The 25,682-nt window shown below is 48.3% G+C and carries 17 protein-coding genes; 14 read left to right on the top strand and 3 right to left on the bottom strand.

Translation table 11 applies throughout. The annotated features are described in order from the left end of the window. Positions 1–365: 365 nt before the first annotated feature. Positions 366–3,578, top strand: coding sequence for a carbamoyl-phosphate synthase large subunit (gene carB / locus DXC57_RS10110; RefSeq protein ID WP_107000573.1), 3,213 nt, complete (start codon positions 366–368; stop codon positions 3,576–3,578). A 298-nt stretch (positions 3,579–3,876) separates the two neighbouring features. Here carB and DXC57_RS10105 read toward each other — a convergent pair whose 3' ends face one another. Continuing rightward, on the bottom strand, positions 3,877–4,629 hold the full coding sequence (locus DXC57_RS10105) for a YwaF family protein (RefSeq protein WP_118652424.1): 753 nt from the start codon (positions 4,627–4,629) through the stop codon (positions 3,877–3,879). Between the two features lie 324 nt (positions 4,630–4,953). Here DXC57_RS10105 and DXC57_RS10100 point away from each other — a divergent pair, with 324 nt between their 5' ends. The 5 genes from DXC57_RS10100 (at position 4,954) to DXC57_RS10075 (ending at position 9,271) form a co-directional block, all read left to right on the top strand. Continuing rightward, positions 4,954–5,553 carry a methyltransferase domain-containing protein gene (locus DXC57_RS10100; protein ID WP_118523883.1) on the top strand — a complete coding sequence of 200 codons (600 nt, stop codon included), beginning with the start codon at positions 4,954–4,956 and terminating at the stop codon, positions 5,551–5,553. Continuing rightward, on the top strand, positions 5,550–6,020 hold the full coding sequence (locus DXC57_RS10095) for an LURP-one-related family protein (protein ID WP_118523041.1): 471 nt from the start codon (positions 5,550–5,552) through the stop codon (positions 6,018–6,020). Before DXC57_RS10100 ends, DXC57_RS10095 begins: the two co-directional genes overlap by 4 nt. Positions 6,021–6,887: 867 nt before the next feature. After that, positions 6,888–7,721: a basic amino acid ABC transporter substrate-binding protein gene (locus DXC57_RS10085; RefSeq protein ID WP_118524506.1), complete on the top strand. Its 834-nt coding sequence runs from the start codon at positions 6,888–6,890 to the stop codon at positions 7,719–7,721. A 118-nt stretch (positions 7,722–7,839) separates the two neighbouring features. Continuing rightward, on the top strand, positions 7,840–8,529 hold the full coding sequence (locus tag DXC57_RS10080) for an amino acid ABC transporter permease (protein ID WP_022360148.1): 690 nt from the start codon (positions 7,840–7,842) through the stop codon (positions 8,527–8,529). Then, positions 8,519–9,271 (top strand): amino acid ABC transporter ATP-binding protein, encoded by a 753-nt coding sequence (locus DXC57_RS10075; protein ID WP_022360149.1) that lies wholly within the window; start codon positions 8,519–8,521, stop codon positions 9,269–9,271. Before DXC57_RS10080 ends, DXC57_RS10075 begins: the two co-directional genes overlap by 11 nt. A gap of 476 nt (positions 9,272–9,747) precedes the next feature. Here the strand turns inward: DXC57_RS10075 and DXC57_RS10070 are convergent, their stop codons facing one another. Further along, positions 9,748–10,695 carry a tyrosine-type recombinase/integrase gene (locus DXC57_RS10070; protein WP_243101444.1) on the bottom strand — a complete coding sequence of 316 codons (948 nt, stop codon included), beginning with the start codon at positions 10,693–10,695 and terminating at the stop codon, positions 9,748–9,750. 202 nt (positions 10,696–10,897) lie between these two features. After that, on the bottom strand, positions 10,898–11,398 hold the full coding sequence (locus tag DXC57_RS10060) for a MarR family transcriptional regulator (protein ID WP_118524508.1): 501 nt from the start codon (positions 11,396–11,398) through the stop codon (positions 10,898–10,900). 260 nt (positions 11,399–11,658) lie between these two features. On the opposite strand from DXC57_RS10060, the gene ftsH reads away from it, so the two are divergent. The 8 genes from ftsH to guaA all read left to right on the top strand — a co-directional run bounded on the left by ftsH (position 11,659) and on the right by guaA (position 25,434). Next, entirely contained in the window at positions 11,659–13,536 is a 1,878-nt protein-coding gene (gene ftsH, locus DXC57_RS10055) for an ATP-dependent zinc metalloprotease FtsH (RefSeq protein ID WP_118468261.1), read from the top strand. A 428-nt stretch (positions 13,537–13,964) separates the two neighbouring features. Then, entirely contained in the window at positions 13,965–15,158 is a 1,194-nt protein-coding gene (locus tag DXC57_RS10050; RefSeq protein WP_107000564.1) for a BMP family ABC transporter substrate-binding protein, read from the top strand. A gap of 191 nt (positions 15,159–15,349) precedes the next feature. Continuing rightward, positions 15,350–16,906, top strand: a complete 1,557-nt coding sequence (locus DXC57_RS10045; protein WP_107000563.1) for an ABC transporter ATP-binding protein — start codon at positions 15,350–15,352, stop codon at positions 16,904–16,906. Beyond that, a complete protein-coding gene (locus tag DXC57_RS10040) occupies positions 16,903–17,979 on the top strand; it encodes an ABC transporter permease (RefSeq protein WP_022360157.1) in 1,077 nt (358 codons plus the stop codon). Before DXC57_RS10045 ends, DXC57_RS10040 begins: the two co-directional genes overlap by 4 nt. Continuing rightward, positions 17,976–18,938, top strand: a complete 963-nt coding sequence (locus DXC57_RS10035; RefSeq protein ID WP_022360158.1) for an ABC transporter permease — start codon at positions 17,976–17,978, stop codon at positions 18,936–18,938. The genes DXC57_RS10040 and DXC57_RS10035 overlap by 4 nt, the downstream gene beginning before the upstream one ends. A 330-nt stretch (positions 18,939–19,268) precedes the next feature. After that, positions 19,269–20,072 (top strand): formate/nitrite transporter family protein, encoded by an 804-nt coding sequence (locus DXC57_RS10030; protein WP_182457282.1) that lies wholly within the window; start codon positions 19,269–19,271, stop codon positions 20,070–20,072. Between the two features lie 300 nt (positions 20,073–20,372). Then, positions 20,373–23,225, top strand: a complete 2,853-nt coding sequence (uvrA, locus tag DXC57_RS10025) for an excinuclease ABC subunit UvrA (protein ID WP_118652416.1) — start codon at positions 20,373–20,375, stop codon at positions 23,223–23,225. Between the two features lie 667 nt (positions 23,226–23,892). Beyond that, entirely contained in the window at positions 23,893–25,434 is a 1,542-nt protein-coding gene (guaA, locus tag DXC57_RS10020) for a glutamine-hydrolyzing GMP synthase (protein ID WP_118652414.1), read from the top strand. Positions 25,435–25,682 lie beyond the last annotated feature (248 nt).

Genomic DNA, 25,682 nt, shown 5'->3' with positions numbered 1-25,682 from the left:
TAATAAAAAAGAATGTGCCTTGGCACATTCTCGCGCAGGAACGAAAATAAGAGGGTCTAAATCTGCCTTTTGGACAAAATAAACACCCCAGTATATCTTTACTATAATATCATAGAAGATCAAATTTGAAAAGCGAAAAAGATCGATTTTTGTAAAATTTTTTGTTTACAAATAAAGCGCTTTCTATTATAATGCTGATAATGGCTAACTGGGGTCTGGCAGAGCTGCGATTGGCGGAGGCTGTCAGGGTGACGGAAGATCAGACAGACGCGCGTGAAGGCACCGCGGGGGTGCTTGATTTTTAGTTGATCCGGGAGGCCGCTTTTTTAAAGCCAAAAAACAGCAGACAATGAGAGGGAGAAAACATGAGGAGAAATGACATTCACAAAGTATTGATTATCGGTTCCGGTCCAATCATTATCGGACAGGCGTGTGAGTTCGATTATTCGGGAACACAGGCGTGCAAGGCACTGAGAAAACTCGGCTATGAGATTGTGCTGGTCAATTCCAATCCGGCTACGATTATGACGGATCCGGAGACAGCAGATGTGACTTATATTGAGCCGCTGAACGTAGACCGTCTGACTCAGATCATTGAAAAAGAGCGCCCGGATGCGCTGCTCCCGAACCTGGGTGGACAGTCCGGACTGAACCTCTGCTCCGAATTGGCAGCAGCAGGTGTTCTGGATAAATATGATGTTAAAGTAATCGGCGTTCAGGTTGATGCTATCGAGCGTGGTGAGGACCGTATCGAGTTTAAGCATACAATGGAAAGCCTGGGCATCGAGATGGCTAGAAGTGAGGTTGCCTACAGCGTTGAGGATGCACTGGCAATCGCAGATAAACTGGGTTATCCGGTTGTTCTTCGTCCGGCTTACACCATGGGCGGCGAAGGCGGCGGTCTTGTATATAACGTAGAAGAACTGAAGACCGTGTGTGCAAGAGGCCTGCAGGCCAGCATGGTTGGTCAGGTTCTGGTAGAGGAGTCTATCCTTGGATGGGAAGAGCTTGAGCTGGAAGTTGTCCGCGATGCGAAGAACAACATGATCACTGTCTGCTTTATTGAAAATATTGATCCGCTGGGCGTACACACCGGAGATTCTTTCTGTTCTGCTCCGATGTTAACCATTTCGGAAGAAGTACAGAAACGTCTGCAGGAGAAATCCTACAAGATCGTAGAAGCAATCCAGGTAATCGGCGGTACCAACGTACAGTGGGCACACGATCCGAAGACAGACCGTGATATTGTTATCGAGATCAACCCGAGAACCTCCCGTTCGTCCGCACTGGCATCCAAGGCAACTGGTTTCCCGATTGCACTGGTATCAGCGATGCTGGCAACCGGTATGACTCTGGATGAGATTCCATGCGGCAAGAGCGGCACTCTGGATCAGTATGTTCCGTCCGGCGACTATATTGTTATCAAGTTTGCACGCTGGGCATTTGAGAAGTTCAAAGGCGCAGAGGACAAGCTGGGAACCCAGATGAAGGCAGTCGGCGAGGTTATGAGTATCGGAAAGACCTACAAAGAGGCATTCCAGAAGGCGATCCGAAGCCTGGAGAGAGGCCGCTACGGTCTTGGTCATGCGAAAGACTTCGATAAGAAGACAAAAAAAGAACTGCTTGCGATGCTGCATGTTCCGAGCAGCGAACGTCAGTTCATTATGTACGAGGCACTTCGTAAGGGCGCTACCGTAGACGAGCTGTTCGAATTAACCAAGATTAAACATTACTTCATCCAGCAGATGAAAGAACTGGTAGAAGAGGAAGAAAGCCTGATGCAGTATAAGGGCGAGGTTCCGCCGGTTGAGGTTCTCCGCCAGGCGAAGCTGGACGGTTTTGCAGATAAATATTTAAGCGAGCTGTTAGGCGTTACAGAGGAAGAGATCCGCGATGCAAGAACCAAAGAAGGTATCGTAGAAGGCTGGGAGGGCGTACACGTAAGTGCCACACCGGATTCTGCATACTACTTCTCCAGCTATCACATCAAGGATCAGAGTCCGTGCAGCGACAACAAGAAGATCATGATTCTGGGCGGCGGTCCGAACCGTATCGGTCAGGGTATTGAGTTCGACTACTGCTGCGTACATGCAGCTATCGCTCTGAAAGAGCTTGGATTTGAGACAATTATCGTTAACTGCAACCCAGAGACCGTATCTACAGACTATGATACCTCCGATAAACTGTATTTCGAGCCGCTGACTCTGGAAGATGTATTAAGCATCTATCATAAGGAGAAACCGCTGGGAGTTATCGCACAGTTTGGTGGTCAGACACCGCTGAACCTGGCAGCAGACCTGAAGAAATATGGTGTCAATATTCTGGGTACAACTCCGGAAACCATCGACATGGCAGAGGATCGTGACCTGTTCCGTGCGATGATGGATAAACTGCAGATTCCGATGCCGGAGTCAGGCATGGCAGTTACCGTTGATGACGCATTAGAGATTGCGAATAAGATCGGTTACCCGGTTATGGTTCGTCCGTCCTATGTACTTGGCGGCCGCGGCATGGAGGTTGTTCATGACGATGAAGCGATGACCTTCTATATGAGAGCAGCTGTCGGTGTAACTCCGGATCGTCCGATTCTGATTGACCGTTTCCTGCATCATGCAACCGAGTGTGAGGCAGATGCTATCAGCGATGGCGAGAACGTATTTGTTCCGGCTGTTATGGAGCATATCGAGCTGGCAGGTATCCACTCCGGTGACTCCGCTTGTATCCTTCCGTCCAGAAATCTGACCAAGGATCAGGTAGAGACAATCCGTGATTACACAAGCCGTATTGCAAAAGAGATGCACGTTGTAGGTCTGATGAACATGCAGTATGCAATCGAGGACGGCGAAGTGTACGTGCTGGAGGCAAACCCGAGAGCATCCCGTACCGTGCCGCTGGTATCTAAAGTATGCAACATCAAGATGGTAAAACTGGCAACGGATATCATGACTTCCTACTTAACAGGTCGTCCGTCACCGGTTCCGGCACTGAAAGAGAAGAAGATTCCGCACTACGGTGTTAAGATGCCGGTATTCCCGTTCAAGATGTTCCCGGAGGTTGACCCGGTACTTGGACCGGAGATGCGTTCCACCGGTGAGGTTCTTGGTATGTCCACCAGCGTTGGTGAGGCTATCTACAAGGCACAGGAAGCAACCCAGACACGTCTTCCTTCCTCAGGAACTGTCCTCCTGAGTGTCAATGACAAGGATAAGATAGAGCTGATCGAGGTTGCAAGAGGCTTCTACGAGTGTGGCTTTACCCTGATGGGTACAGGCAGAACCTGTGATGTGATGGTAGCAGCAGGACTTCCGGCTGAGAAGGTATGCAAGATCAACGAAGGCCGTCCGAACATTTTAGATAAGATTACCAACGGAGAAGTGGCAATCATTATCAATACCCCGAACGATAAGAAGGGCAGAGGCGATGACAGCTACATCCGTAAGGCAGCTGTAAAGGCGAAGATTCCGTACTTCACCAACATGGCAGCAGCAAAGGCTACCGTACAGGCTCTGAGAAGTATCAAGAAGAACGGACATCTGGAGGTTAAGTCCCTGCAGGAGTTCCATAGCGAGATTCAGTAAATAAAAATAAAAGGGTAAAATCCATTGTTACAGAGTCGTTTCAGTGGAATTTACCGTGACAGTGAATTAATTGAGCTGTTATAGAAAAGAGCGTTTGCCCGGCTGTGAATGCGGGTCTGGCGCTCTTTTAATTGCAGATTAGGAATTTTCTGAACTGAAAATTCCGTATGATATCGTATCGATAGCAGATTTTGCCGATTTGAAATGCGAAGCATCGGTAAAATCCCGTTGATGTGCACGGAATGAGTGAGCAGCAACGAATATGTCAGCTTTGCTGACCAGAATCACGCGCCAAGTCTCACGGACGTTCGACTTGAAATACGAGATGCAGCAGCCATGCGCCCAAAATGATTGAAAGCACATACACCGTGTTTCCGGCAAAAATTCCAAATTTAACAGCGATCTGGGAGTACACAATCTGCGTGGTCGCGTAGTACGGCGTGATATAAAACATATCCGCGTTTCCATACGGATGCGAGGTAACATTGATGATAGTTGCGATGACGCATCCGACCGCAAATACAGCTGTAGACTGCCAGAATCCTTTGGCGGTTGGCAGCACCATGCGGGAAAAGGCGATGAGCAGCCCGATGAAGATCAGAAGGATATGCCAGATAAATCCATGCAGGGTCAGCGTCCAGTACGGGTGCATCAGACCGGACGGATCGACGAACACCATGACGGCACCGAGCAGGTTGTAATTATACATAAAAGTGCAAAAAATACGTTGATATTTATGCGGAACAAAGGGCAGCAGCAGGCAGAGGTACATCGGCAGGCTACAGAGCTGGAATGGAAAATACCACCAGTCGTAGTGCCGGTTGTTTTCTATGTAATAGAGAAAAAGCTGTTTGTAGACCTCGGAAAATGCCAGAAAAACACCGCAGGCAAAGAGCAGATGCAGACGGAACGCTTCGGAGCGCGTCCGCAATTTCCATGCGGCAAAGGCGGCGAGCGGGATGCCGATCAGCATAAATACTAAATGAAAGGGAGACCAGACTGCGGGCGGTGTCATAGACCAGGCAGTTAAGGTAAGTAGACGGGAAATCATAAAAAGCCTTCTTTCGTAATAAAACCTAAGGAATGGTTCCGTATCTTGTGAATCAGGTGCGATTTCTTTGTTCCATGGGAAACTGTGTCCTATGAAACAAAAAACGCGAAGCCGATGCCCAGTACAGAGAAAACGGTACAGAATAGTTATAGTACGAAATATTAGATTTGCCAAGAATTAACAACCAGATCTGTCCGTAATAAGACGATGGGAGATTTACATATTTGCAATTTTTTTCTTTCCAAAGCTGCAAGTTGACAAGCGCCGCCAATTTCCTATATTCTGTAGATATAAGAATCGAGTAAATGATACGGGAGATATACCATGAACCAAAATGAGACCCAATGGGATAGATTTCTGAAAATCCGAACAAGCGGCAGAGATGATTCGCATGCGGATCAATACCGATACCCATACGAACCGACGGCATACGTGGTTCTGGAACGGTTGGCGAACAGCGGATTAATTCGGAAGAATAATACCTTATTGGACTATGGAACCGGCAAGGGAAGAGTCTGTTTTTACTTGTCCTATCAGACAAGGAGTAAAACAATCGGAATCGAATACGATGAACGTATTTATCAGGGGGCAGCAGAAAATAAGGAGACGGCAGTGTCCGGAAACCGTACTTCCTTTATCTTAAGCAGTGCGGAGAACTATGAGCTTCCTCCAGAAGTGGACCGGTGTTATTTTTTCAATCCATTTTCGGTAGAGATATTGCACTCTGTTCTTGCCAGGATATATGAGTCCTATTACGAAAATCCGAGAGAGATACTGCTGTTTTTTTATTATCCATCGGAGGAATATATCAGTTGTCTGATGACGGAGGAACAGCTAATGTTTTATGATGAGATTGACACATCGGATTTGTTTCCGGGCGAGGACAAAAGAGAACGGATTATGATATTTGAGGTGATTTTATGAAGCTTTTATTTAAACAGCGGTTATTTTCGTGGTTTGACAGTTATGATATTTATGATGAGTTTGGCAATACAGTATATGTGGTAAAAGGCCAGTTGTCCTGGGGCCATAAGTTGGTGATATATGATGCAGACGGCAATGAAATTGGAATGGTTGTTCAGCGTGTACTGACATTTCTGCCAAAATTTGAGATATATAAAAAAGGCACCTATATCGGATGCTTGAGTAAAGAATTCTCTTTCCTGATGCCGCATTACAATATTGATTACAATGGCTGGCATATCGACGGTTCGATTATGGAATGGGATTATAATATCCTCGATCAAAGGGGATATTCGGTTGCCAGTGTCAGCAAAGAGCTGTTCCATATGACGGACACGTATGTTATTCAGGTAAATGAGCCGGAATATGCATTGGATGCATTGATGTTTGTGCTGGCGATCGATGCGGAAAAATGTTCGAGGAAGTAAGAAAGGGTGCGTCTGCTTTTGGATACAAGAGCACCGAGGTATTCTTGAATGATTTAATATATTCAGGATAGAAATGTTGATACGAAATGCTGCAGACGGAAATTTATATCTGTATGACATGGTGAACATAAAAAAAGAAACGAGCACCCCGCTTGAGCAATAGCTGTACGGTAACAAACCCATTTCTTGATTATATGATACATTGAACAGTATTAAATGTCAACGAAAAAAAGCATAAGAAATCTCAATGAAAAGCCAGCCAAGCTATTCATCGGAAAGACCATAGAAAAGCCAGGTTCAGATACACCAGTCTTTGGCAGTTGAGTGAAAATAAAATCGCTGTAACCCTTGTATTTGCTGGGGTGCAGCGATTTTTGTTGCTGTTGCAGACTATAGTATTTTTTTCTTCCTTGTCCATTTTTGGAATTGTTCTCATTTTACTGTTCGTTATGAATTGATAATCCGTTCGGAAACCGGAAACATTCTTCGAGCTGTCATCTGCTTTCATTTACTTTCAAAATTTCACCAACCGAATCATCCAGAAGATCCGTACATACGGAGTAAGAAGTGCGGGCATTTGCTTTCGTGTAGGAATGACAAATATAAAAAGACTCTGCGTTTTTTGATTATGCAACTATTAAACTCCCGTGCCAAGAATTAACAACAAGATCTGTCCGTAACTGGAACCGTACAAATTGGAAAAGAATGCATAATCATACAAAACCCTGTAAAAAACAGGAATTCAGGCTTGATTATTTATAAAAATGCGGTATAATGTATTCCTAGATACAGTAATAAAAGTAAGAATATTCGTATTTACTGCATAAAAATACAAAAGCAGCGAATAGAAATGAGGAGGAATTTATTATGAAAAAGAAATTAGCAGCAATCGCTATGGCAACTGCTATGGCAGCATCGTTAGCAGCATGCTCTTCCAAACCGGCAGAGACAACCGCAGCCGCAGAGGAGAATGAGGAGACAACCGCAGAGGCAGCAGAGGGCAGCGAGGCAGCAGAGGCTGGCGACAGCGCATTTGCAGGAAAGACTCTGGTTATGTCCACCAACGCTGAGTTCGCACCGTATGAGTACCACGATGGAAATGATATCGTAGGTATCGACGTAGATATTGCAAACGCTATCTGCGAGGATATGGGAGCATCTCTGGAAATCACCGACGTAGCATTCGATTCTATCATCCCGGAGGTTCAGTCTGGCAAAGCTGATTTCGCAGCAGCAGGCATGACTGTTACCGAGGATCGTCAGACCCAGGTGGATTTCTCTGACACTTACGCAACCGGCGTTCAGTCTGTTATCGTAACCGAGGACAGCGACATCAAATCCCTGGATGATTTAAAGGGCAAACAGATCGGTGTTCAGCAGGGTACCACCGGTGACCTTTACTCCACCGATGATTTCGGCGAGGAGAGTGTACAGAGATTTTCCAAGGGCGCAGATGCAGTACAGGCACTGTCCACTGGCAAGATCGATGCAGTTATCATTGACAACAAACCGGCACAGGTATTTGTAGACGAGAATGACGGCTTAAAGCTTCTGGAAACACCGTACGCAGAAGAAGAGTACGCAATCGCAGTTAAGAAGGGCAATACAGAGCTTCTGGACGCTATCAACGCATCCATCGCAAACCTGAAAGAGTCTGGAAAACTGGACGAGATCGTTGCAAAATACATTACCGCTGAATAATTTGACAGAAAAAGCTACATCTGTTTGATTAAGAAAAAGGTTGCTGCAGAATGAAAAAGATGAAATTCGGCAGCAGCCCTTTTTCGGGTCTATATCATCTTACAAGGAGGAAAACGGATTGGAGAAACTCAAGCAGGCCTTATATTTAAACCTGATCAAGGATGACAGGTGGCAGTATTTGACAGGGGGCCTGAAAAATACCCTGATCATCACGTTATTTGCAACCCTGATCGGCATTGCCCTTGGTCTGCTGATTGCGATTGTCCGTGCGACTCACGACAAAACCGGTAAAATGAAATTTTTAAATGGTGTCTGCCAGGTATATCTGACGGTCATCCGGGGAACGCCGGTTGTCATTCAGTTGATGATTTTCTATTACTGTATTTTTGTATCGCGTGTATTTGCCGGCGTCTTTGTCGGTGTGATCGCGTTTGGTCTTAACTCGGCGGCATATGTAGCGGAGATCTTCCGTTCCGGTATCATGTCGATCGACGAGGGACAGATGGAGGCAGGTCGAAGCCTTGGTTTTAACTATGTCCAGACGATGCGTTATATTATTATGCCGCAGGCGTTTAAAAACGTACTTCCGGCGCTTTGCAATGAGTTTGTTGTTCTTCTGAAAGAGACTTCGGTAGCCGGTTACGTGGCGGTGCAGGATCTGACAAAGGGCGGTGATATCATCCGTTCCAGAACGTATGACGCGTGGACACCGCTTCTGATCGTGGCTGCTGTTTATCTGGCGCTGACGATGATCTTCAACCACTTTGCACAGAATCTGGAAAGGAGCCTGAGAAAGAATGAACGATAACGTACAAAACGGAGAAGTGATAATTGACATCAATGACCTTTCCAAGGCGTTCGGTGATTTAAAGGTCCTGACCAATATTTCCACCCAGATACGCAAGGGGGATGTTGTCTGCGTGATCGGACCATCCGGTTCCGGTAAATCCACATTTCTGCGCTGCATGAACCTGCTGGAAACACCGACCGGCGGACACATCTATTTTGAGGGAACGGATATCACGGATCCGAAGACAAACATTGACAAACTCCGTCAGAAAATGGGAATGGTATTCCAGCAGTTCAACCTGTTCCCGCATATGACGATTCTTGATAATATGACGCTGGCACCGATGAAACTGCTCGGACGCCCGAAGGACGAGGCGGAGACGGAGGCATTGAAACTTCTGGAGCGTGTCGGATTAAAGGAAAAGGCATCCGCCTATCCGGGACAGCTCTCCGGCGGTCAGAAACAGCGTGTGGCGATCGTACGCGCACTGGCAATGCATCCGGATGTGATGCTCTTTGACGAGCCAACCTCTGCGCTTGACCCGGAGATGGTAGGCGAGGTATTAAACGTAATGCGTCAGCTTGCCGAGGAACACATGACGATGGTCGTGGTTACCCATGAGATGGGCTTCGCCCGCGAGGTGGCAACCCGCGTTATGTTCATGGAGGGCGGCAACTTCATCGAAGAAAACGAACCGAAGGAGTTCTTTGAGCATCCAAAGAGCGAAAGATTGAAGGCATTTTTGAGTAAGGTGCTGTAAGGAAATTTAATATTAGGAAAAGTCCGGTAGGGAGAGAATGTCATAGCACATTTTCTTTCTGCCGGGCTTTTTTTATGCCTGTAATATCTTTATGCGTTTTCTATTATCCATCTGGTTCTTCTAACTTCCGTTTTGAAAAATATTTATTTGGAAAGAAAAGTTGTTAAAAAAATTGCAAATATGTAAAACCAAATGAAATTTCCCATCGTCTTATTAGTAGAACAGCAGAAAAGGAGGAAGATTCTGAAAAGAAGGCGGAACAGAATGTTGAGACAAAGCTGGATAGTGGGAAGCAAGAGAAAAAAAGAATGCGGTAGAACGGTCAGTTAAAAACATTAGAACCGATAGCGCTGAGGAAGCACTTCCATATGAGCTCGTGATTGTGGAAGCAGAGAAAAAATAAATCTATAATAAAGGGGAAAGAATTGTGGAAAATGGCAGTTCTTTCCCCTTTTATGGTTTTCACACGCCTGTGCCTACCACGTCACCACCCGGTCAATCACCGTCTGCTGTTCCTGACTCGATTTCATCAGGTAAATCCGGGTTGTTTCGATGCTATCGTGTCCTAACAGATCCGCCAGCAGGGAAATATCGCCGCATTTTTCGATAAAACTCTTGGCAAACCGGTGGCGGAATGCATGCGGATGTACCATTTCCGGTGTCATGTGGTAGGAGAGGGCGATGGTTTTGAGCTGGCTGCGGATGCCGCCTGGAGAGATGGGGGAACTGAAGCGGTTGAGGAAGATGGGACCGTGGGATTTGTGGAGAAAGGAAAGCCATTTGAGGGTATCGGTTCGGAGTGACTGTGGGATGTAGATGCGCCGGACTTTATTTCCTTTGGAATAGATGTCCTTATAGCCGGAGAAAATATCTTCTGCCTGGAACTGAATCACTTCGCTGACCCGGACGCCGGTTGCCGCCATGAAACGGATGAGAAAATAGTAAGTGTACCGTTCATCCCGAAGCAGGCAGCGTTTCAGGTATTCATAATCCGCCTCGCTGATCATGTGATCCAGATAGGTTTTCTGCTGGATTTTTACCATGGGAAGATGCCCGGGATAGAGCTTTTTAAAATCCAGGTAGGCATTCAAAGCCCGGATCCGCTGGTTGATGGTCTGCGGCTTGTAGTGTTCGAGCAGAAAGATTTTGTATAGCTTTAAATTGGGGTAGGTAATGTCACGGTAATAGGTAAAATACTGCCGTACCGCATAAGTGTAAGCGCGGAGTGTCTCATCGGCAAGGTTGCGCGTGAGCAGGTAGCGGGCAAATTCGTCCGCGGCCTTTTGGGCTCTTGCAGGTGCGGCAGCGCGCGTTTGACCGGAAAGGCGTGGAATGGCAGCAGAAGTTTGCCTGGATGAGAGGGGGAGAGTGTGCTTGCTATGAGTAGCGTGTGGAAAAATATGATTTTCTATCATTTGTGGCATAATATGTAGGAACCTTCTTTCTGTATCATTGAGAAACGTCCATTGGCACAGAAAGAAAACTCTGCCGGGGCGTGGAACACGCCGGAACGGATGAAAGGATGAAATGGCAGAGAAATCAATCCGGAATGCTGCTGGACGTTACAAAAGTCAATTATACAGGATTTAAAAGAAAGCGGAGAAAAAAGTGTCTCCGGTGTCTTTATCATACGGATACATTCTTCGCAGGTTCATCGGTTTCACAGTTGAATTTCTTCATTAATTCCATCAGGCGGCACAGGCACTCGTCCATCGATGCCAGTTCTTCCGGGGTGTAAGAGCGCAGCCCAAACAGGGTGGAAGACAGCATTTCCTGCTTCATCTGGTTCATCATCTCACGGCCGGAATCGCAGATGCGGATGTAGACGCGGCGGCGGTTGGCTGTATCATGGATCCGCTCGACCAGACCGCGTTCCTCAAGAACCTTGATCATATGGGAGAGCTGCTGCTTTGTGATACTCAGCTTGTCCGCCAGCTCAGACATGGTATAGTCCTGATCTGCCCAGCTGTCGAGCGCGATCAGGGCAAAAAATGGAAGCGAGTTGACTTTCATATCATGGCTTGGCTGGTAGTGGCATTTCGCCAGGGAGAGAAAGCCGAGTGCAAACTCCAGGAAGTGGATACCGGTGTTTTTTAAAAGATTTGAATTTTTTTTGCCTGGATTCATAGGAAAACCTCCAAATTTAAATATCAAAGTAATAAAATGCGGTCCATTTCACAAACATAAATTGCAAACAAGGAAACATCAATTTACTTGTACTCTAGCACATCCAGACAAAAAGGTCAACAAATATAAAAAGTAAATAAATATTTACTATTATGGATTGACAAATAACAAAGAATGCTGTATATGTTAATGTATCACGAAACGATGTGACAGAAACACAGAAACCATCTGTCACAGACTCACAATAAGGAGAACAATCTATGGTAGAGAACACGAACGGCGGCGGAAAGCAGCCGCCCAGAAAATCATTTTTATATTATTATGGATTGGTTATGCTGATTGTCATGCTGTTAAATATTTTCCTCTTTCCATCTATGATGGATCGGACGCAGCAGGTGCGGTTTGACCAGTTCAGCGATCAGTTGAAGGAAGATAATGTCGATGAAGTGTATGTGACGACGAACAATGAGATCGTTTATACGCTAAAAAATGACAATAAAAACACAGCGTGGAATGTCACCTATAAAACCGGCGAGATTCCGGGTGTCAACCTGTATGATCTGCTGGATGGTAAGGATGTGAAATACAGTGCGGAGATCAACACACAGGCGTCACCGCTGCTGAATTTCCTGCTGACCTGGATCCTGCCGCTGGTTCTCTTTGTGGGAATCGGACAGCTCATGGGACGTTCGTTGATGAAACGGATGGGTGGCGGACCTGGCAACGCAATGACGTTTGGCAAGTCGAATGCGAAGATTTATGCAGAATCCGAGACGGGTATCACATTTGCAGATGTGGCTGGCGAGGAAGAGGCGAAGGATGCATTAAAAGAGATTGTCGATTTCCTGCATAAGCCGGAAAAATACTCGGAGATCGGTGCGGTGCTGCCGAAGGGCGCCCTGTTAGTCGGACCTCCAGGAACCGGTAAAACGATGCTGGCGAAGGCCGTTGCCGGGGAAGCACACGTTCCGTTCTTCTCGATCTCCGGTTCGGAATTTGTTGAGATGTTTGTCGGCATGGGTGCGGCGAAGGTGCGTGATTTATTTAAACAGGCCAATGAAAAAGCGCCGTGTATCGTATTTATCGACGAGATCGATACGATTGGTAAGAAGCGTGACGGCGCCGGCATGGGCGGCAATGACGAGCGCGAGCAGACGCTGAACCAGCTTCTGACTGAGATGGATGGTTTTGACGGCAAGAAGGGTGTTGTCATTCTGGCGGCGACCAACCGTCCGGAATCCCTCGATCCGGCGTTGCTTCGTCCGGGACGTTTTGACCGCCGGATTCCGGTAGAGCTGCCGGATCTGAAAGGCCGTGAGGCAATTCTGAAAGTCCATGGCAAAAAGGTTAAAGTGGATGAGAGTGTGGATTACAATGAGATCGCCCGTGCCACCAACGGTGCGAGCGGCGCGGAGCTGGCAAACATTGTCAATGAGGCGGCGCTGCGGGCAGTCCGGATGGGACGAAAGACCGTGTCCCAGCAGGATCTGGAAGAGAGTGTCGAGACGGTTATTGCCGGATATCAGAAGAAGGATGCCGGTGTTTCCGGGGATGAGAAGAAGATTGTCTCCTACCATGAGATCGGTCATGCGCTGGTAGCGGCGCTGCAGACGCACTCGGCTCCGGTCCACAAGATCACGATTGTGCCGCGAACCTCTGGGGCACTCGGATATACGATGCAGGTGGAGGCGGATCAGCGCTTCCTGATGAGCAGGGAAGAGGCGTTCAACAAGATCGTGACACTGACCGGCGGCCGTGCGGCGGAGGAGCTGATCTTCCATTCTATCACGACAGGGGCTTCGAATGATATCGAACAGGCAACCAAGATCGCCCGTGCGATGGTGACGCGTTACGGCATGAGTGACCATTTCGGCATGGTAGCGCTCGAGACGGTCAACAACGCCTACTTAGGCGGCGATACTTCCCTGGCTTGTTCGGCAGAGACGGCGGCGAGGGTCGATGAGGAAGTGATTGCGCTGGTAAAGAGCGCGTATGAGAAAGCGAAAGCTATTCTTTCCGGGCATGAGGATAAGCTTCATGAGCTGGCAGACTATCTTCTGGATAAGGAGACGATCACCGGTGAGGAGTTTATGAAGATTCTGGAAGAGAAGAAAGAAGATGGCGAGGCAGAGGCTTAAAACAGAGCCGTGTATTATAAGGTGGACGGTTACGTGTTTGCCGAAGTTATAAGAGAAATCAGTTACAGTGAGCTGAGCAGGTATCAGGCATTTTGAAAGGAAATGTCTGGTGCCTGTTTTTGTGTTATCTGCGTCGAAAAAAGATGCTGGCAGCTGATTCCTCCGGTGTTCCCTTCCTGCATATCGGGGGATTACAGGAGGAAAACAGAAATAAGTAAAACTTATGAAAAGAAATTAATAAATATCACAGTAAAAATCAGGCAAATTCCTTGAAAATCGTCTGTAAATATGCAATAATATCTCCTGTATCGATCCAAATTTTCGGGAATGCGGTTTTATTTTCGGATTTCAGGTTCCGCGAGGGAATTCTGACAAACGATGAGAAAGGGAAAGAACCGCATTCGCAGGCATTCTTAGGAGGAAATGTTATGAGAAAAGTAGTAAGCGTGTTACTGAGCGCTGCCATGGCGCTGTCCCTGTGTGCAGGCTGTTCTTCTTCGTCTTCTGATACAGCAGATACGAAGGCAGCGGAGGAAAAGGGAGCTGACGCGGCAGACACAGAAGCAGGCGAGGCAGCAGAGGGCGTGATGCCGGCAGTTGCTAAAGAGGATCTGAAGGTCGGAGTGATTCATATTGGAAATCCGGCGGATGGTTCCGGTTACAGCTATACGCATGATCAGGGTATCGTAGCGATGCAGAAAGCCGTTGGTCTGGAGGATGATCAGATTATCCGCAAGAACAACGTAGCGGACGATGATCAGACTGCCATCGAGACAGCAATGCGCGAGTGTGTCGAGGAAGGATGCCAGATTATCTTCGCGACAAGCTGGGGCTACATGGATGCATGCGAGGCACTGGCAGAAGAATATCCGGACGTTATCTTCTCCCATGCAACCGGCTACAAATCCAACGGTGTGAACTTTAACAATTATTTTGGACGGATTTATCAGTCTCGTTACCTCACTGGTATCGCGGCTGGTTTAAAGACAGAGAGCAATAAGATCGGTTATGTCGGCGCCTGGGGCAAGGACAATGCCGAGGTTACCGGCGGATGTGACGCATTTGCAATGGGTGTATATTCTGTAAACCCGGATGCAACCGTTTACATCAAGACCACCAACAGCTGGTACGATCCGGAAGGTGAGAAACAGGCAGCCGTAGCCCTGATCAACGAGGGCTGTGATGTCATTGGACAGCACTGCGATACACCGAACCCGCAGCTGGCAGCTGAGGAAGCTGGCGTATTTGGTGTTGGTTACAACTCTGATATGAGCAAGGATGCTCCGAAGGCAGTTCTGACCTCCACCGTTTGGAACTGGGGCGCTTACTATACCAAAGCTGTACAGGATCTGATTGATGGTACATGGACAGGCGAGAACTACTTCGGCGGTCTGGAGGAAGGTCTGGTAGACATTTCCCCGTTATCTGACCTGTGCGTAGATGGTACGCAGGAGAAGATCGATGAGGCACGTGCGAAGATCGAGTCTGGCGACTGGGATGTATTTGATGGCGTGATCGAGTGCAACGACGGAACCACCGTTGGCACCGAGGGCGAGCATATGTCTGATGCAGATATCACAGGCAATATTCACTGGTACTTCAAGAACATCGTAGAGAAATAATCACGGAATTATATACCTGGAAGCGATGCTGAAACAGGTTCGGAAACACTTCCGGGTGTTGCAGATTTCAAGAGTATATAACAGATAAAAGGAGGCAGCTTCAAATGGATCCACTTTCATTTGCGGCACCTCTTTTTTCTTTTTTAGGAAATTGATAAAAAATTGGTTAAATATTCATTTGAGGTGACGATATGACAGAACAGTATGCCATTGAGTGTAGGCAGATCACGAAAGCATTCGGAAGCGTCGTGGCGAACGATAAGATTGATCTGACCGTCCGGTACGGCGAGATTATGGCACTTTTGGGAGAAAATGGTTCCGGTAAGACAACGCTCATGAACATGCTTTCCGGTATCTACCACCCAGATGCCGGTTCGATTCTGGTTGGAGGAAAAGAAGTCTCCATAAATTCGCCGGTAGATTCGAGAAATTTAGGAATAGGTATGATTCATCAGCATTTCAAACTGGTGGATGTGTTCAGTGCGATGGATAATATCGTGCTGGGAACCAAGGGAAAACGGCTGGGAAGAAAGGCGTTGCGGGAAAAAATTGAAGCGCTTGGACAGTCATTTGGACTTGAAATTGAACCGGAGAAAAAGGTCTACGACATGTCGGTCAGCGAGAAGCAGACGGTCGAGATCCTGAAGGTATTATATAGAGGCGCCCAGATCCTGATTCTGGACGAGCCGACGGCAGTCCTGACGCCGCAGGAGACGGAGCGGCTGTTTAAAATCCTGCGCCGGATGCGGGAACAGGGCTGTGCGATTATTATTATTACCCATAAATTAAATGAGGTCCTTTCTATCAGTGACCGTGTCACGATTCTGCGAAAAGGAAAGAGCATCGAGACGGTAGAAACCGCCGGATGTGATGAGAAGAAACTTACGGAGCTTATGGTTGGACGACCAATCAGCCTGAATATCGAGCGCCCGGAGATGGAGAAGAGAGAGACTATTTTGAAGATTGTCGATCTGACCGTCGATAAGAGTGACGGCGGCGTGGCGCTGGATGATATTTCTTTTGAGATTAAAACAGGCGAGATTCTGGGCGTTGCCGGTGTTGCCGGAAGCGGTCAGAAAGAACTCTGCGAGACGCTGACCGGGTTGATGGACGCGAAAAAGGGCGCTATTTTGTACCGTAAGGAAAATATCATCGGTAAGACTCCGGCGGAGATCATCCGCCTCGGAATCAGTATGAGTTTCGTGCCGGAGGATCGTCTCGGCATGGGACTGGTTGCTTCAATGGGGATGGTTGATAATATGCTGCTCAAGTCCTATTCGGAAGGGAAAGGATTGTTTGTAGACCGGAAACCGGCGAGGGAGATGGCAGAACGCCTGATCGGAGAACTGGGAATCGTGACGCCGGGCGTTGATACGCCGGTGCGTATGATGTCGGGGGGCAATGTCCAGAAGGTACTTTTGGGACGTGAGATTGAGTCGAGCCCGCAGGTGCTGATCACGGCTTACCCGGTGCGAGGGCTTGATATTAATTCTTCCTATCTGATTTACGACCTCCTGAACCAGCAGAAGAAAAAGGGCGTGGCGGTTGTCTATATCGGCGAGGATCTGGATGTGCTTCTGGAGCTTTCAGACCGGATCATGGTACTCTGCCATGGAAAGATCACGGGTATTGTGGATGCGAAGAAGCTCACGAAAGAACAGCTGGGACTGATGATGACCGGTACCGAAGCGGGCGAGCTGGGGCTGGATAAGAGTATGGCATCCGAAAAGAAGGAGGAACAGGCATGAAAGAACCGTGGATCCGCGTTGTAAAAAAGGCGGAACTTGGAAAAAGAGAAACATTGATCCTCCGTCTGGAGGCGATCGTGCTGGCTCTGGTGGCAGGCGGATTCTTTATCCTGCTGATTGGGCAGAATCCATTTGTCATTTATCAGACGATTGTAACCGGAGCGCTGCGAAGCGAGATGGCGATACAGGCAACGGTCAAAATCATGATTCCGCTTTTAATTGCGTCGCTGGGCGTGACGCTGGCATTTAAAATGAAATTCTGGAACATCGGAGCCGAGGGACAGATCATTATGGGCGGTATTTTTGCCTCGTATTTTGCACTGTTCCATGCGAACTGGAATCACTGGCTGCTGGTGATCGTGATGTTTCTGGCAGGCGCGATCGGCGGAGGTCTGTGGGGACTCATTCCGGCGTGGTTTAAGACCCGGTATGATACGAACGAGACGCTGTTTACGCTGATGTTAAACTATATCGCGCTGAATGTCATCGTATTTTTGAGAGAGGGCGCATGGCGTGACCCAGGTTCCCAGGGATATGCGAAGATTGCCCGTTTCAATAAGAATGCGGCGCTCGATAAGGTGTTCGGCATCCAGTTCGGCTGGGTGATTGCGCTGATTCTTGTGGTAGTGATAGCGGTTTACTTAAATCGTTCCAAGCAGGGATATGAGATCAGCGTCGTGGGAGAGAGCCAGGAGACAGCCCGCTATGCCGGCATGAATGTAAAAAAAGTGGTTCTGCGGACGATGTTTCTGTCCGGCGCTGTCTGCGGCATCGGCGGCATGGTGCAGGCGACCGGTTCGGATGTCACGCTGACGACGGCAGTTGCCGGAGGTGTCGGATTTACGGCGATCATCGTGGCATGGCTGGCACAGTTGAATCCGCCGGTGATTCTGCTGGTTACCTTTTTGTTCAGCGTGCTGGAAAAAGGAAGCAGCGTAGTTCAGTCTTCATTCGGATTGTCCTCGGACTGCGCGGATGTGCTGCAGGGAATCATACTGTTCTTCATTCTGGGATGTGAACTGTTTATACGGTATCAATTTGTATTTCGCGGAAAAGGAGGTACACGCGCATGAGCAGCGAGATCGTAATTAAATTTCTGGTGGCGGCTGTATTGGCGGGTACGCCTTTCCTGTTTGGCACGGTTGGCGAAATTTTGAGTGAGAAGGTCGGACACCTGAATCTGGGCGTCGAGGGCATGATGTCGATTGGCGCGTGCGCCGGATTCATGGTCGGCTATCAGACGGATAACTTTGTTGCGGCGCTGTTAGCTGCGGCGGTGGCTGGAATGCTGTCGGCATTGATTTACGGTGTTTTGACTGTCACATTTATGGCAAATCAGAATGTAACGGGATTGACCCTGACGATTTTCGGCGTCGGATTAGCCAATTTTATCGGCGTCTTTATGCTGGAAAAATCAGAGAACGGCACCCTGAAACTTCCGGATGCGGTGACGGCACAGATGCGTAACATCCACATCCCGGGACTCAGCGATCTGCCGGTGGTCGGAGAATTATTATTCTCCTATAACCCGTTCGTTTATCTTGGAATCATCATCGCGATTGTGGCGAGTTTCTACTTATATAAAACACAGGTTGGTTTAAATGTGCAGGCGATCGGAGAAAATCCGGGCGCAGCAGATGCGGCAGGTATCGAAGTTACAAAGTGGAGATACATTAATATCCTGCTATCCGGTGCGATCTGCGGTATCGGCGGCGCATATTGCTCGATGATCATCAACGGCGGCGTGTGGCTGCGCGACAGCGTCGGCGGTCTTGGCTGGATTTCCGTTGCCCTCGTTATCTTCGCGGCGTGGAAACCGATCAATGTTATTTACGGTTCCTTTATTTTCGGGGCGCTGCGCGTGCTGAAATACTATGTGCCGAAAAATACGTATGCAATTCCGACGGCATTTTTCGATGCACTTCCATTCATTATCACTGCCCTCGTGCTGGTGATCGCATCTATGCGTAAGAATAAGGGTGCACATATTCCGGCGCATCTGGGTGAGAATTATTTCCGGGAGGAACGGTAGAAAAAATGAAGGGGAGCTTATAAGATTTGTGGGAGAACTACAAAAAATAGTCACATGAAAGAATAAGGGAAGCCATTGATAGGTGATGTCAGATGGCGGCTTGAGATGATAAGACGACATCAGAAATGATATAGAAATAATAGAAAAGACGGTTGTTTGTCAAAGATTTTAAAGGGATAGAACAGAAAGATCGGACGAAAAGCGTCTTTTTCTGTTTGAAATGGAAGGAAAGGTTATAAAACGATGTGGCAGGTTCGGAAATTCAGAAGATAAAAGGAAGAATTTGAAAAATGAATTTCGGACATAGAAAGGCTGATGGGAGGAAAATCTATGATTGCATCGAAACAGATTGCAGAAAATTATGTGGAGACGGGCAGAAAAAAGGCGGAACTTCCGGTGTCTCATATGCTGATACTCGGCTTTTTCGCCGGAATGTTCATCGCGCTGGCAGGCGCAGGGGCGTCGGTTGCCTCGGCAGCAATGACAAATGCCTCGGCATCGCGGATTGCTTCGGCACTCGTATTCCCGGCAGGATTGGCGCTGGTGGTCTGCACCGGGGCGGAACTTTTCACTGGGAACTGCCTGATGACGATCTCGGCGCTGCAGAAACGGATTTCCGTGGGCGGACTGTTTAAAAATCTTCTGTTTGTCTATCTGGGAAATCTGATTGGCGCGATCTTTGTGGCGGTTTTATTTGTCTACGGGCATATTCCAAGCCTGTACGGCGGCGATCTGGCGCAGGTTCTTCTGAATACAGCCGTTTCCAAGGTGACCCTGACTCTGCCGGAGGTGCTGTGCCGTGCGGTTCTCTGTAATGTGCTGGTTTGTATTGCAGTCTGGGCGGCGATGAGCTCCGAGCAGGTATCTGGCAAAATTCTGGCGCTTTATCCGCCGGTGGCGATTTTCATTCTCTGCGGCTTCGAGCATTGCATCGCCAATATGTTTTACATCCCGGCGGGGCTGATGATCATGGGCGAGTACGGTCTGACAGCGGAAGGGCTGACGATCGGAACCTTTATTCTCAATAATCTGATTCCGGCTACGATCGGAAATATGATCGGCGGGATGCTGGTAATTGGAGGCGGGTACTGGCTGGTGTATCTTCGGGGGACGAAAAAACGTGAAATAAAATGAATGCGTGAAAAAATGAAATAGGGCGAAAGGGTATTTTTGTCTGGTCTCCATGTTAGGTTTGGAGTTGGGCGGAGGTGCCCTTTTTGTATTAGAATTGATGAAAAGTTTGACTTCTATTCCCAAGGAATATCTATGTTTAGCTGATTCAATTTTATCAAACAGAACAAATGTTTGCAAAGACTTTTGGAATGTGTTATACTAAGCATAATTACAGGGAAGACTGTGACTATAATGACTATAAAATAAGTCAGCAGCGACATGATAAAACAGAGCAGAGTCAATGATAATTGAGGTACAGATATGGCGAAGCAATATATAAAGATACGAGGTGCCAATGAGCACAATCTGAAAAACATTTCCATTGATATTCCGAGAAATGAGCTGGTCGTCCTGACCGGACTTTCTGGTTCGGGTAAATCATCTCTGGCATTTGACACGATCTATGCCGAAGGGCAGCGGCGGTATATGGAGTCCCTGTCGTCCTATGCGCGTCAGTTCTTAGGTCAGATGGAAAAGCCGGATGTCGAGAGCATCGAGGGCTTGTCCCCGGCGATCTCTATCGACCAGAAATCGACGAACCGGAATCCGCGTTCGACGGTCGGCACAGTGACGGAGATCTATGATTATATGCGTCTATTGTACGCACGGATCGGTATTCCGCATTGCCCGAAGTGCGGTCGTGAGATCCGCCGTCAGACGGTCGATCAGATGGTTGACCAGATCATGGCGCTGCCAGAGCGCACAAAGATCCAGCTTCTTGCCCCGGTCGTGCGCGGTCGGAAAGGACGCCACGAGAAAGTGCTGGAGCAGGCAAAGAAGAGCGGCTATGTCCGTGTGCGGGTGGACGGCAGCTTATACGAGCTTTCCGAGGAGATCACGCTGGATAAAAATATCAAGCACAATATTGAGATTGTGGTCGATCGCCTGGTGGTCAAGCCGGGGATTGAGAAACGCCTTTCGGATTCGATTGAAACGGTCATGGGTCTCTCCAATGGTCTGATGCTGACCGATACGGCGGTGCGGGATGAAAATGGCGAAGAAAAGCACGATACCCTGACGTTCAGCCAGAATTTTTCCTGCCCGGACTGCGGTATCAGCGTGGATGAGGTCGAGCCGCGCAGCTTCTCTTTCAACAACCCATTTGGTGCGTGCCCGGACTGCTTCGGTCTGGGATATAAGATGGAGTTTGACGAGGATCTGATGATTCCAGACAAGACCCTGAGCATCAATCAGGGTGCGATCACGGCGATGGGATGGCAGTCCTGCACGGACAAAACGAGCTTTTCCGGCGCGATCTTAAATGCATTGGCAAAAGAATACGATTTCAGTCTGGATACCCCGTTTGAAGATTATCCGAAGGAGATCCATGATATTTTAATTTACGGAACCGGCGGCAAGGTTGTGAAGGTGTATTACCGTGGACAGCGTGGCGAGGGAATTTATGATATTGCCTTTGAGGGGCTGATTCAGAGCATGAACCGCAAATACCGCGAGACGTTCTCTGATTCAATGAAGGCGGAATATGAGACATTTATGCGGATCACGCCGTGTCCAGCCTGCAAGGGGCAGCGATTAAAGAAGGAATCTCTGGCAGTCACGGTTGGTGGGAAAAATATTTTCGAGGCGACCGATATGTCGATCGTCAAATTCCGCGAATTTATCGATGCGCTGGAGTTGACGCCGATGCAGCAGGCGATTGGTGCGCCGATTTTGAAAGAGATTCGGGCGAGGATCAGCTTCCTTATCAATGTCGGTCTGGAATACCTTTCCCTGTCGCGTGCGACTGGCACGTTGTCCGGCGGCGAGGCGCAGCGAATCCGCCTGGCAACCCAGATCGGCTCCGGTCTGGTCGGTGTGGCATATATTCTGGACGAGCCGAGTATCGGACTTCACCAGCGGGACAACGACAAGCTTCTGGATACCCTGAAACACCTGCGGGATCTGGGAAATTCAGTTCTGGTGGTTGAGCATGACGAGGATACGATGCGCGCGGCAGACTGTATCGTGGACATCGGTCCGGGCGCGGGCGAACACGGCGGCGAGGTCGTGGCGATCGGCACAGCGGAAGAGATTATGAAAAATGAAAAATCGATCACCGGCGCATATTTGAGCGGGCGCATTCAGATTCCGGTGCCGTCCGAGCGGAGAAAACCGGCTGGCTGGCTGACGGTAAAAGGCGCAGCGGAAAATAATCTTAAAAATATCGACGTCAAATTCCCGCTGGGCGTGATGACCTGCGTCACCGGCGTTTCCGGTTCGGGAAAGAGCTCACTTGTCAATGAGATTCTTTATAAAGCGCTGGCAAAGAAGCTGAACCGAGCACATACGATTCCGGGAAAACATAAATCCATCGAGGGCGTCGAGCAGCTCGATAAGATTATCGCGATCGACCAGTCTCCGATCGGGCGGACGCCGCGTTCCAATCCGGCAACCTATACGGGGGCATTTGATCTGATCCGGGATCTGTTTGCGGCATCTACGGATGCCAAGGCAAAAGGCTACAATAAAGGACGTTTCAGCTTCAATAAAAAAGGCGGGCGCTGTGAGGCGTGCTCCGGCGACGGTATCATCAAGATCGAGATGCATTTCCTGCCGGATATCTATGTGCCGTGTGAGGTCTGCGGCGGCAAGCGCTATAACCGGGAAACGCTGGAGGTCAAATATAAAGGGAAAAGCATCTATGATGTCCTCAATATGACGGTTGAGGAGGCGATGAAATTCTTCGAAAATGTGCCGTCCATACACCGGAAGATTGCGACACTCTACGATGTAGGACTTTCCTATATCCGCCTGGGACAGCCGTCCACCGAGCTGTCCGGCGGTGAGGCACAGCGAATTAAGCTGGCGACGGAGCTGAGCAAGCGTGGAACCGGCAAGACGATCTATATTCTGGACGAACCGACTACGGGACTTCATTTTGCCGACGTACACCGTCTGATTGAGATATTAAGACGTTTGTCGGATGGTGGAAATACCGTGGTTGTCATTGAGCATAACCTGGATGTCATCAAAACTGCTGACTACCTGATCGACATCGGACCGGAAGGCGGCGAGGGCGGCGGAACCGTGATTGCGAAAGGAACACCGGAAGAGGTGGCAGCGACGCCGGGATCGTATACGGGGAAGTATGTGAAGAAATATTTAAATGTTTAGGACAATAAGCAGGAATCCTCGGCAATTCAATTACCGAGATGAAAGCGCAGGGTGTGCATATCTGCACAATGCAAATAGTATAATAATTTTCATCCTTTGCTCTCAGTTGAGAAGCCCCACCTCTTTAGGTGGCGAGTAATAACAAATTTGTCTCAGTGGGAGTTAGGTCTCCGATTGAGATAAACGCTCCGCGAGGATGCGCAGTGATTCTGCATAGAATATGCATTTTTACTTGCGGATAGGAATTTTCTGCACTGAAAATTCCGTACGATATCATACTGGTAGCGGATTTTGCCGATGCTTCGCTGACCAGAATCACGCGCCAAGTCTCACGGATGTTCGACTTGAATTGAATCGAAAAGCATTTTTCTGAAAAAAGTGCCTGAAAATACCGTAAAAATGGCTTGTCTTTAATTGCCGGGTATTTTATAATAAAAGTTACAGGAATTGACAGGAAGAGAACGTGGTATAGCTGCTGAACAGATTGCGACCGGTTATTTTTCGATTGGCGGCGATGGGGCTGGAACGGAGTGATTACCTGCGGTAGCAGTATGACTGTTACAGTTCACATGTTGTGCAAGCGTGTGACCATAAATCCTGGAAGTTGATTCGAAGCTACAAGTTGATGAAGTACGGATCGCAGCATAAAATTATAGGAGGAATACTCGTGGAGAAAGAGATGATCATTGTACTGGACTTTGGCGGACAGTACAATCAGTTGATTGCCAGAAGAGTAAGAGAGTGTAACGTATATTGTGAGGTTCATCCTTACACCCTGCCGCTGGAAAAAATCAAAGAGATGAACCCGAAGGGTATCATTTTCACCGGCGGACCGAACAGTGTATACAAGGAGGAATCTCCGAGATGTTCAAAGGAAATCTTTGATCTGGGAATCCCGGTACTGGGTATTTGCTATGGCGCACAGCTGATGTCCTACCTGTTAGGTGGCGAGGTTGCCACAGCACCGGTCAGCGAATACGGAAAGACTGAGGTAGAGGTAGACACAACATCTAAGCTGTATGAGGGTGTATCCCCGAAGACCATATGCTGGATGAGCCATACCGACTATATTTCCAAGATGCCGGAAGGTTTCCGTGTGACAGCCCATACTCCGGTCTGCCCGATTGCAGGTATGGAAAATGAAGAAAAAGGCTGGTACGGCATCCAGGCACATCCGGAGGTACTTCATACACAGGAAGGCTCCAAGATGCTGCATAACTTCGTATACGGTGTCTGCCATTGTGCAGGTGACTGGAAGATGGATGCGTTCGTAGAGAAATCCATCGAAGAAATCCGTAAAAAAGTAGGAAATGGTCGTGCCCTTCTGGCTCTGTCCGGCGGTGTAGACTCTTCCGTAGCAGGCGTCCTGATGGCGAAAGCGATCGGCGACCAGCTGACCTGCGTATTCGTCGATCACGGTCTGCTTCGTAAAAACGAGGGTGACGAGGTAGAGGCAGTATTTGGTCCGAACGGTCCGTACAAGCTGAACTTCATCCGTGTCAATGCACAGCAGCGTTTCTACGACAAGCTGGCAGGTGTAACCGATCCGGAGCGCAAGCGTAAGATCATCGGCGAAGAGTTCATCCGCGTATTTGAGGAAGAAGCAAAGAAGATTGGCAAAGTAGATTACTTCGTACAGGGTACGATTTACCCGGATGTGATTGAGTCCGGTCTTGGAAAATCCGCTGTTATCAAGTCCCACCACAACGTAGGCGGACTTCCGGAACACGTAGATTTCAAGGAGATCATCGAGCCGCTGCGTATGCTGTTTAAAGATGAGGTCCGCCGCGCCGGTCTGGAGCTTGGTATTCCGGAAAATCTGGTATACCGTCAGCCGTTCCCGGGTCCGGGACTTGGCGTTCGTATCATCGGTGAGGTAACCGCAGAGAAGGTACGCATCGTACAGGATGCAGACGCTATCTACCGCGAGGAGATCGCAAAAGCAGGTATCGATCGCACACTCGGTCAGTACTTCGCAGCCCTGACCAATATGCGTTCCGTAGGCTGCATGGGCGATGTCAGAACCTATGACTATGCCATCGCACTTCGTGCCGTCCTCACATCCGACTTCATGACCGCAGAATCCGCAGAACTTCCGTGGGAAGTACTTGGAAAAGTCACAAGCCGAATTGTCAATGAGGTAAAAGGTGTAAACCGCGTACTGTATGATTGTACGGGGAAACCGCCGGCTACGATTGAATTTGAATAAATCGAGTTGCTTAAAAAAGCCAGTGTTTATGCGGGTTTCAGCGATTTCGATTAGTCTTTTGATAACAAATTGATAACAGTCATAGCAAGTGCCATTATTCTTGTTATCCAGTGGTTTATGGGTAACGGAACAATTAACAGGTGGCTTGCAGACTAAAGTTCGGAGCTTGGCTCTGAACAAATTCCATATTATAAACTAAGCCCTTAGCTGTGGTTAATAACCATAGTTAAGGGCTTTTTTGTCGTTGC

Source organism: Clostridium sp. TF06-15AC, assembly GCF_003481165.1.
GTDB classification, from domain to species: domain Bacteria; phylum Bacillota; class Clostridia; order Lachnospirales; family Lachnospiraceae; genus Otoolea; species Otoolea fessa.
The sequence above is the reverse complement of the archived record's forward strand: the minus strand, read 5'-3'. Positions and strand labels throughout refer to the sequence as shown.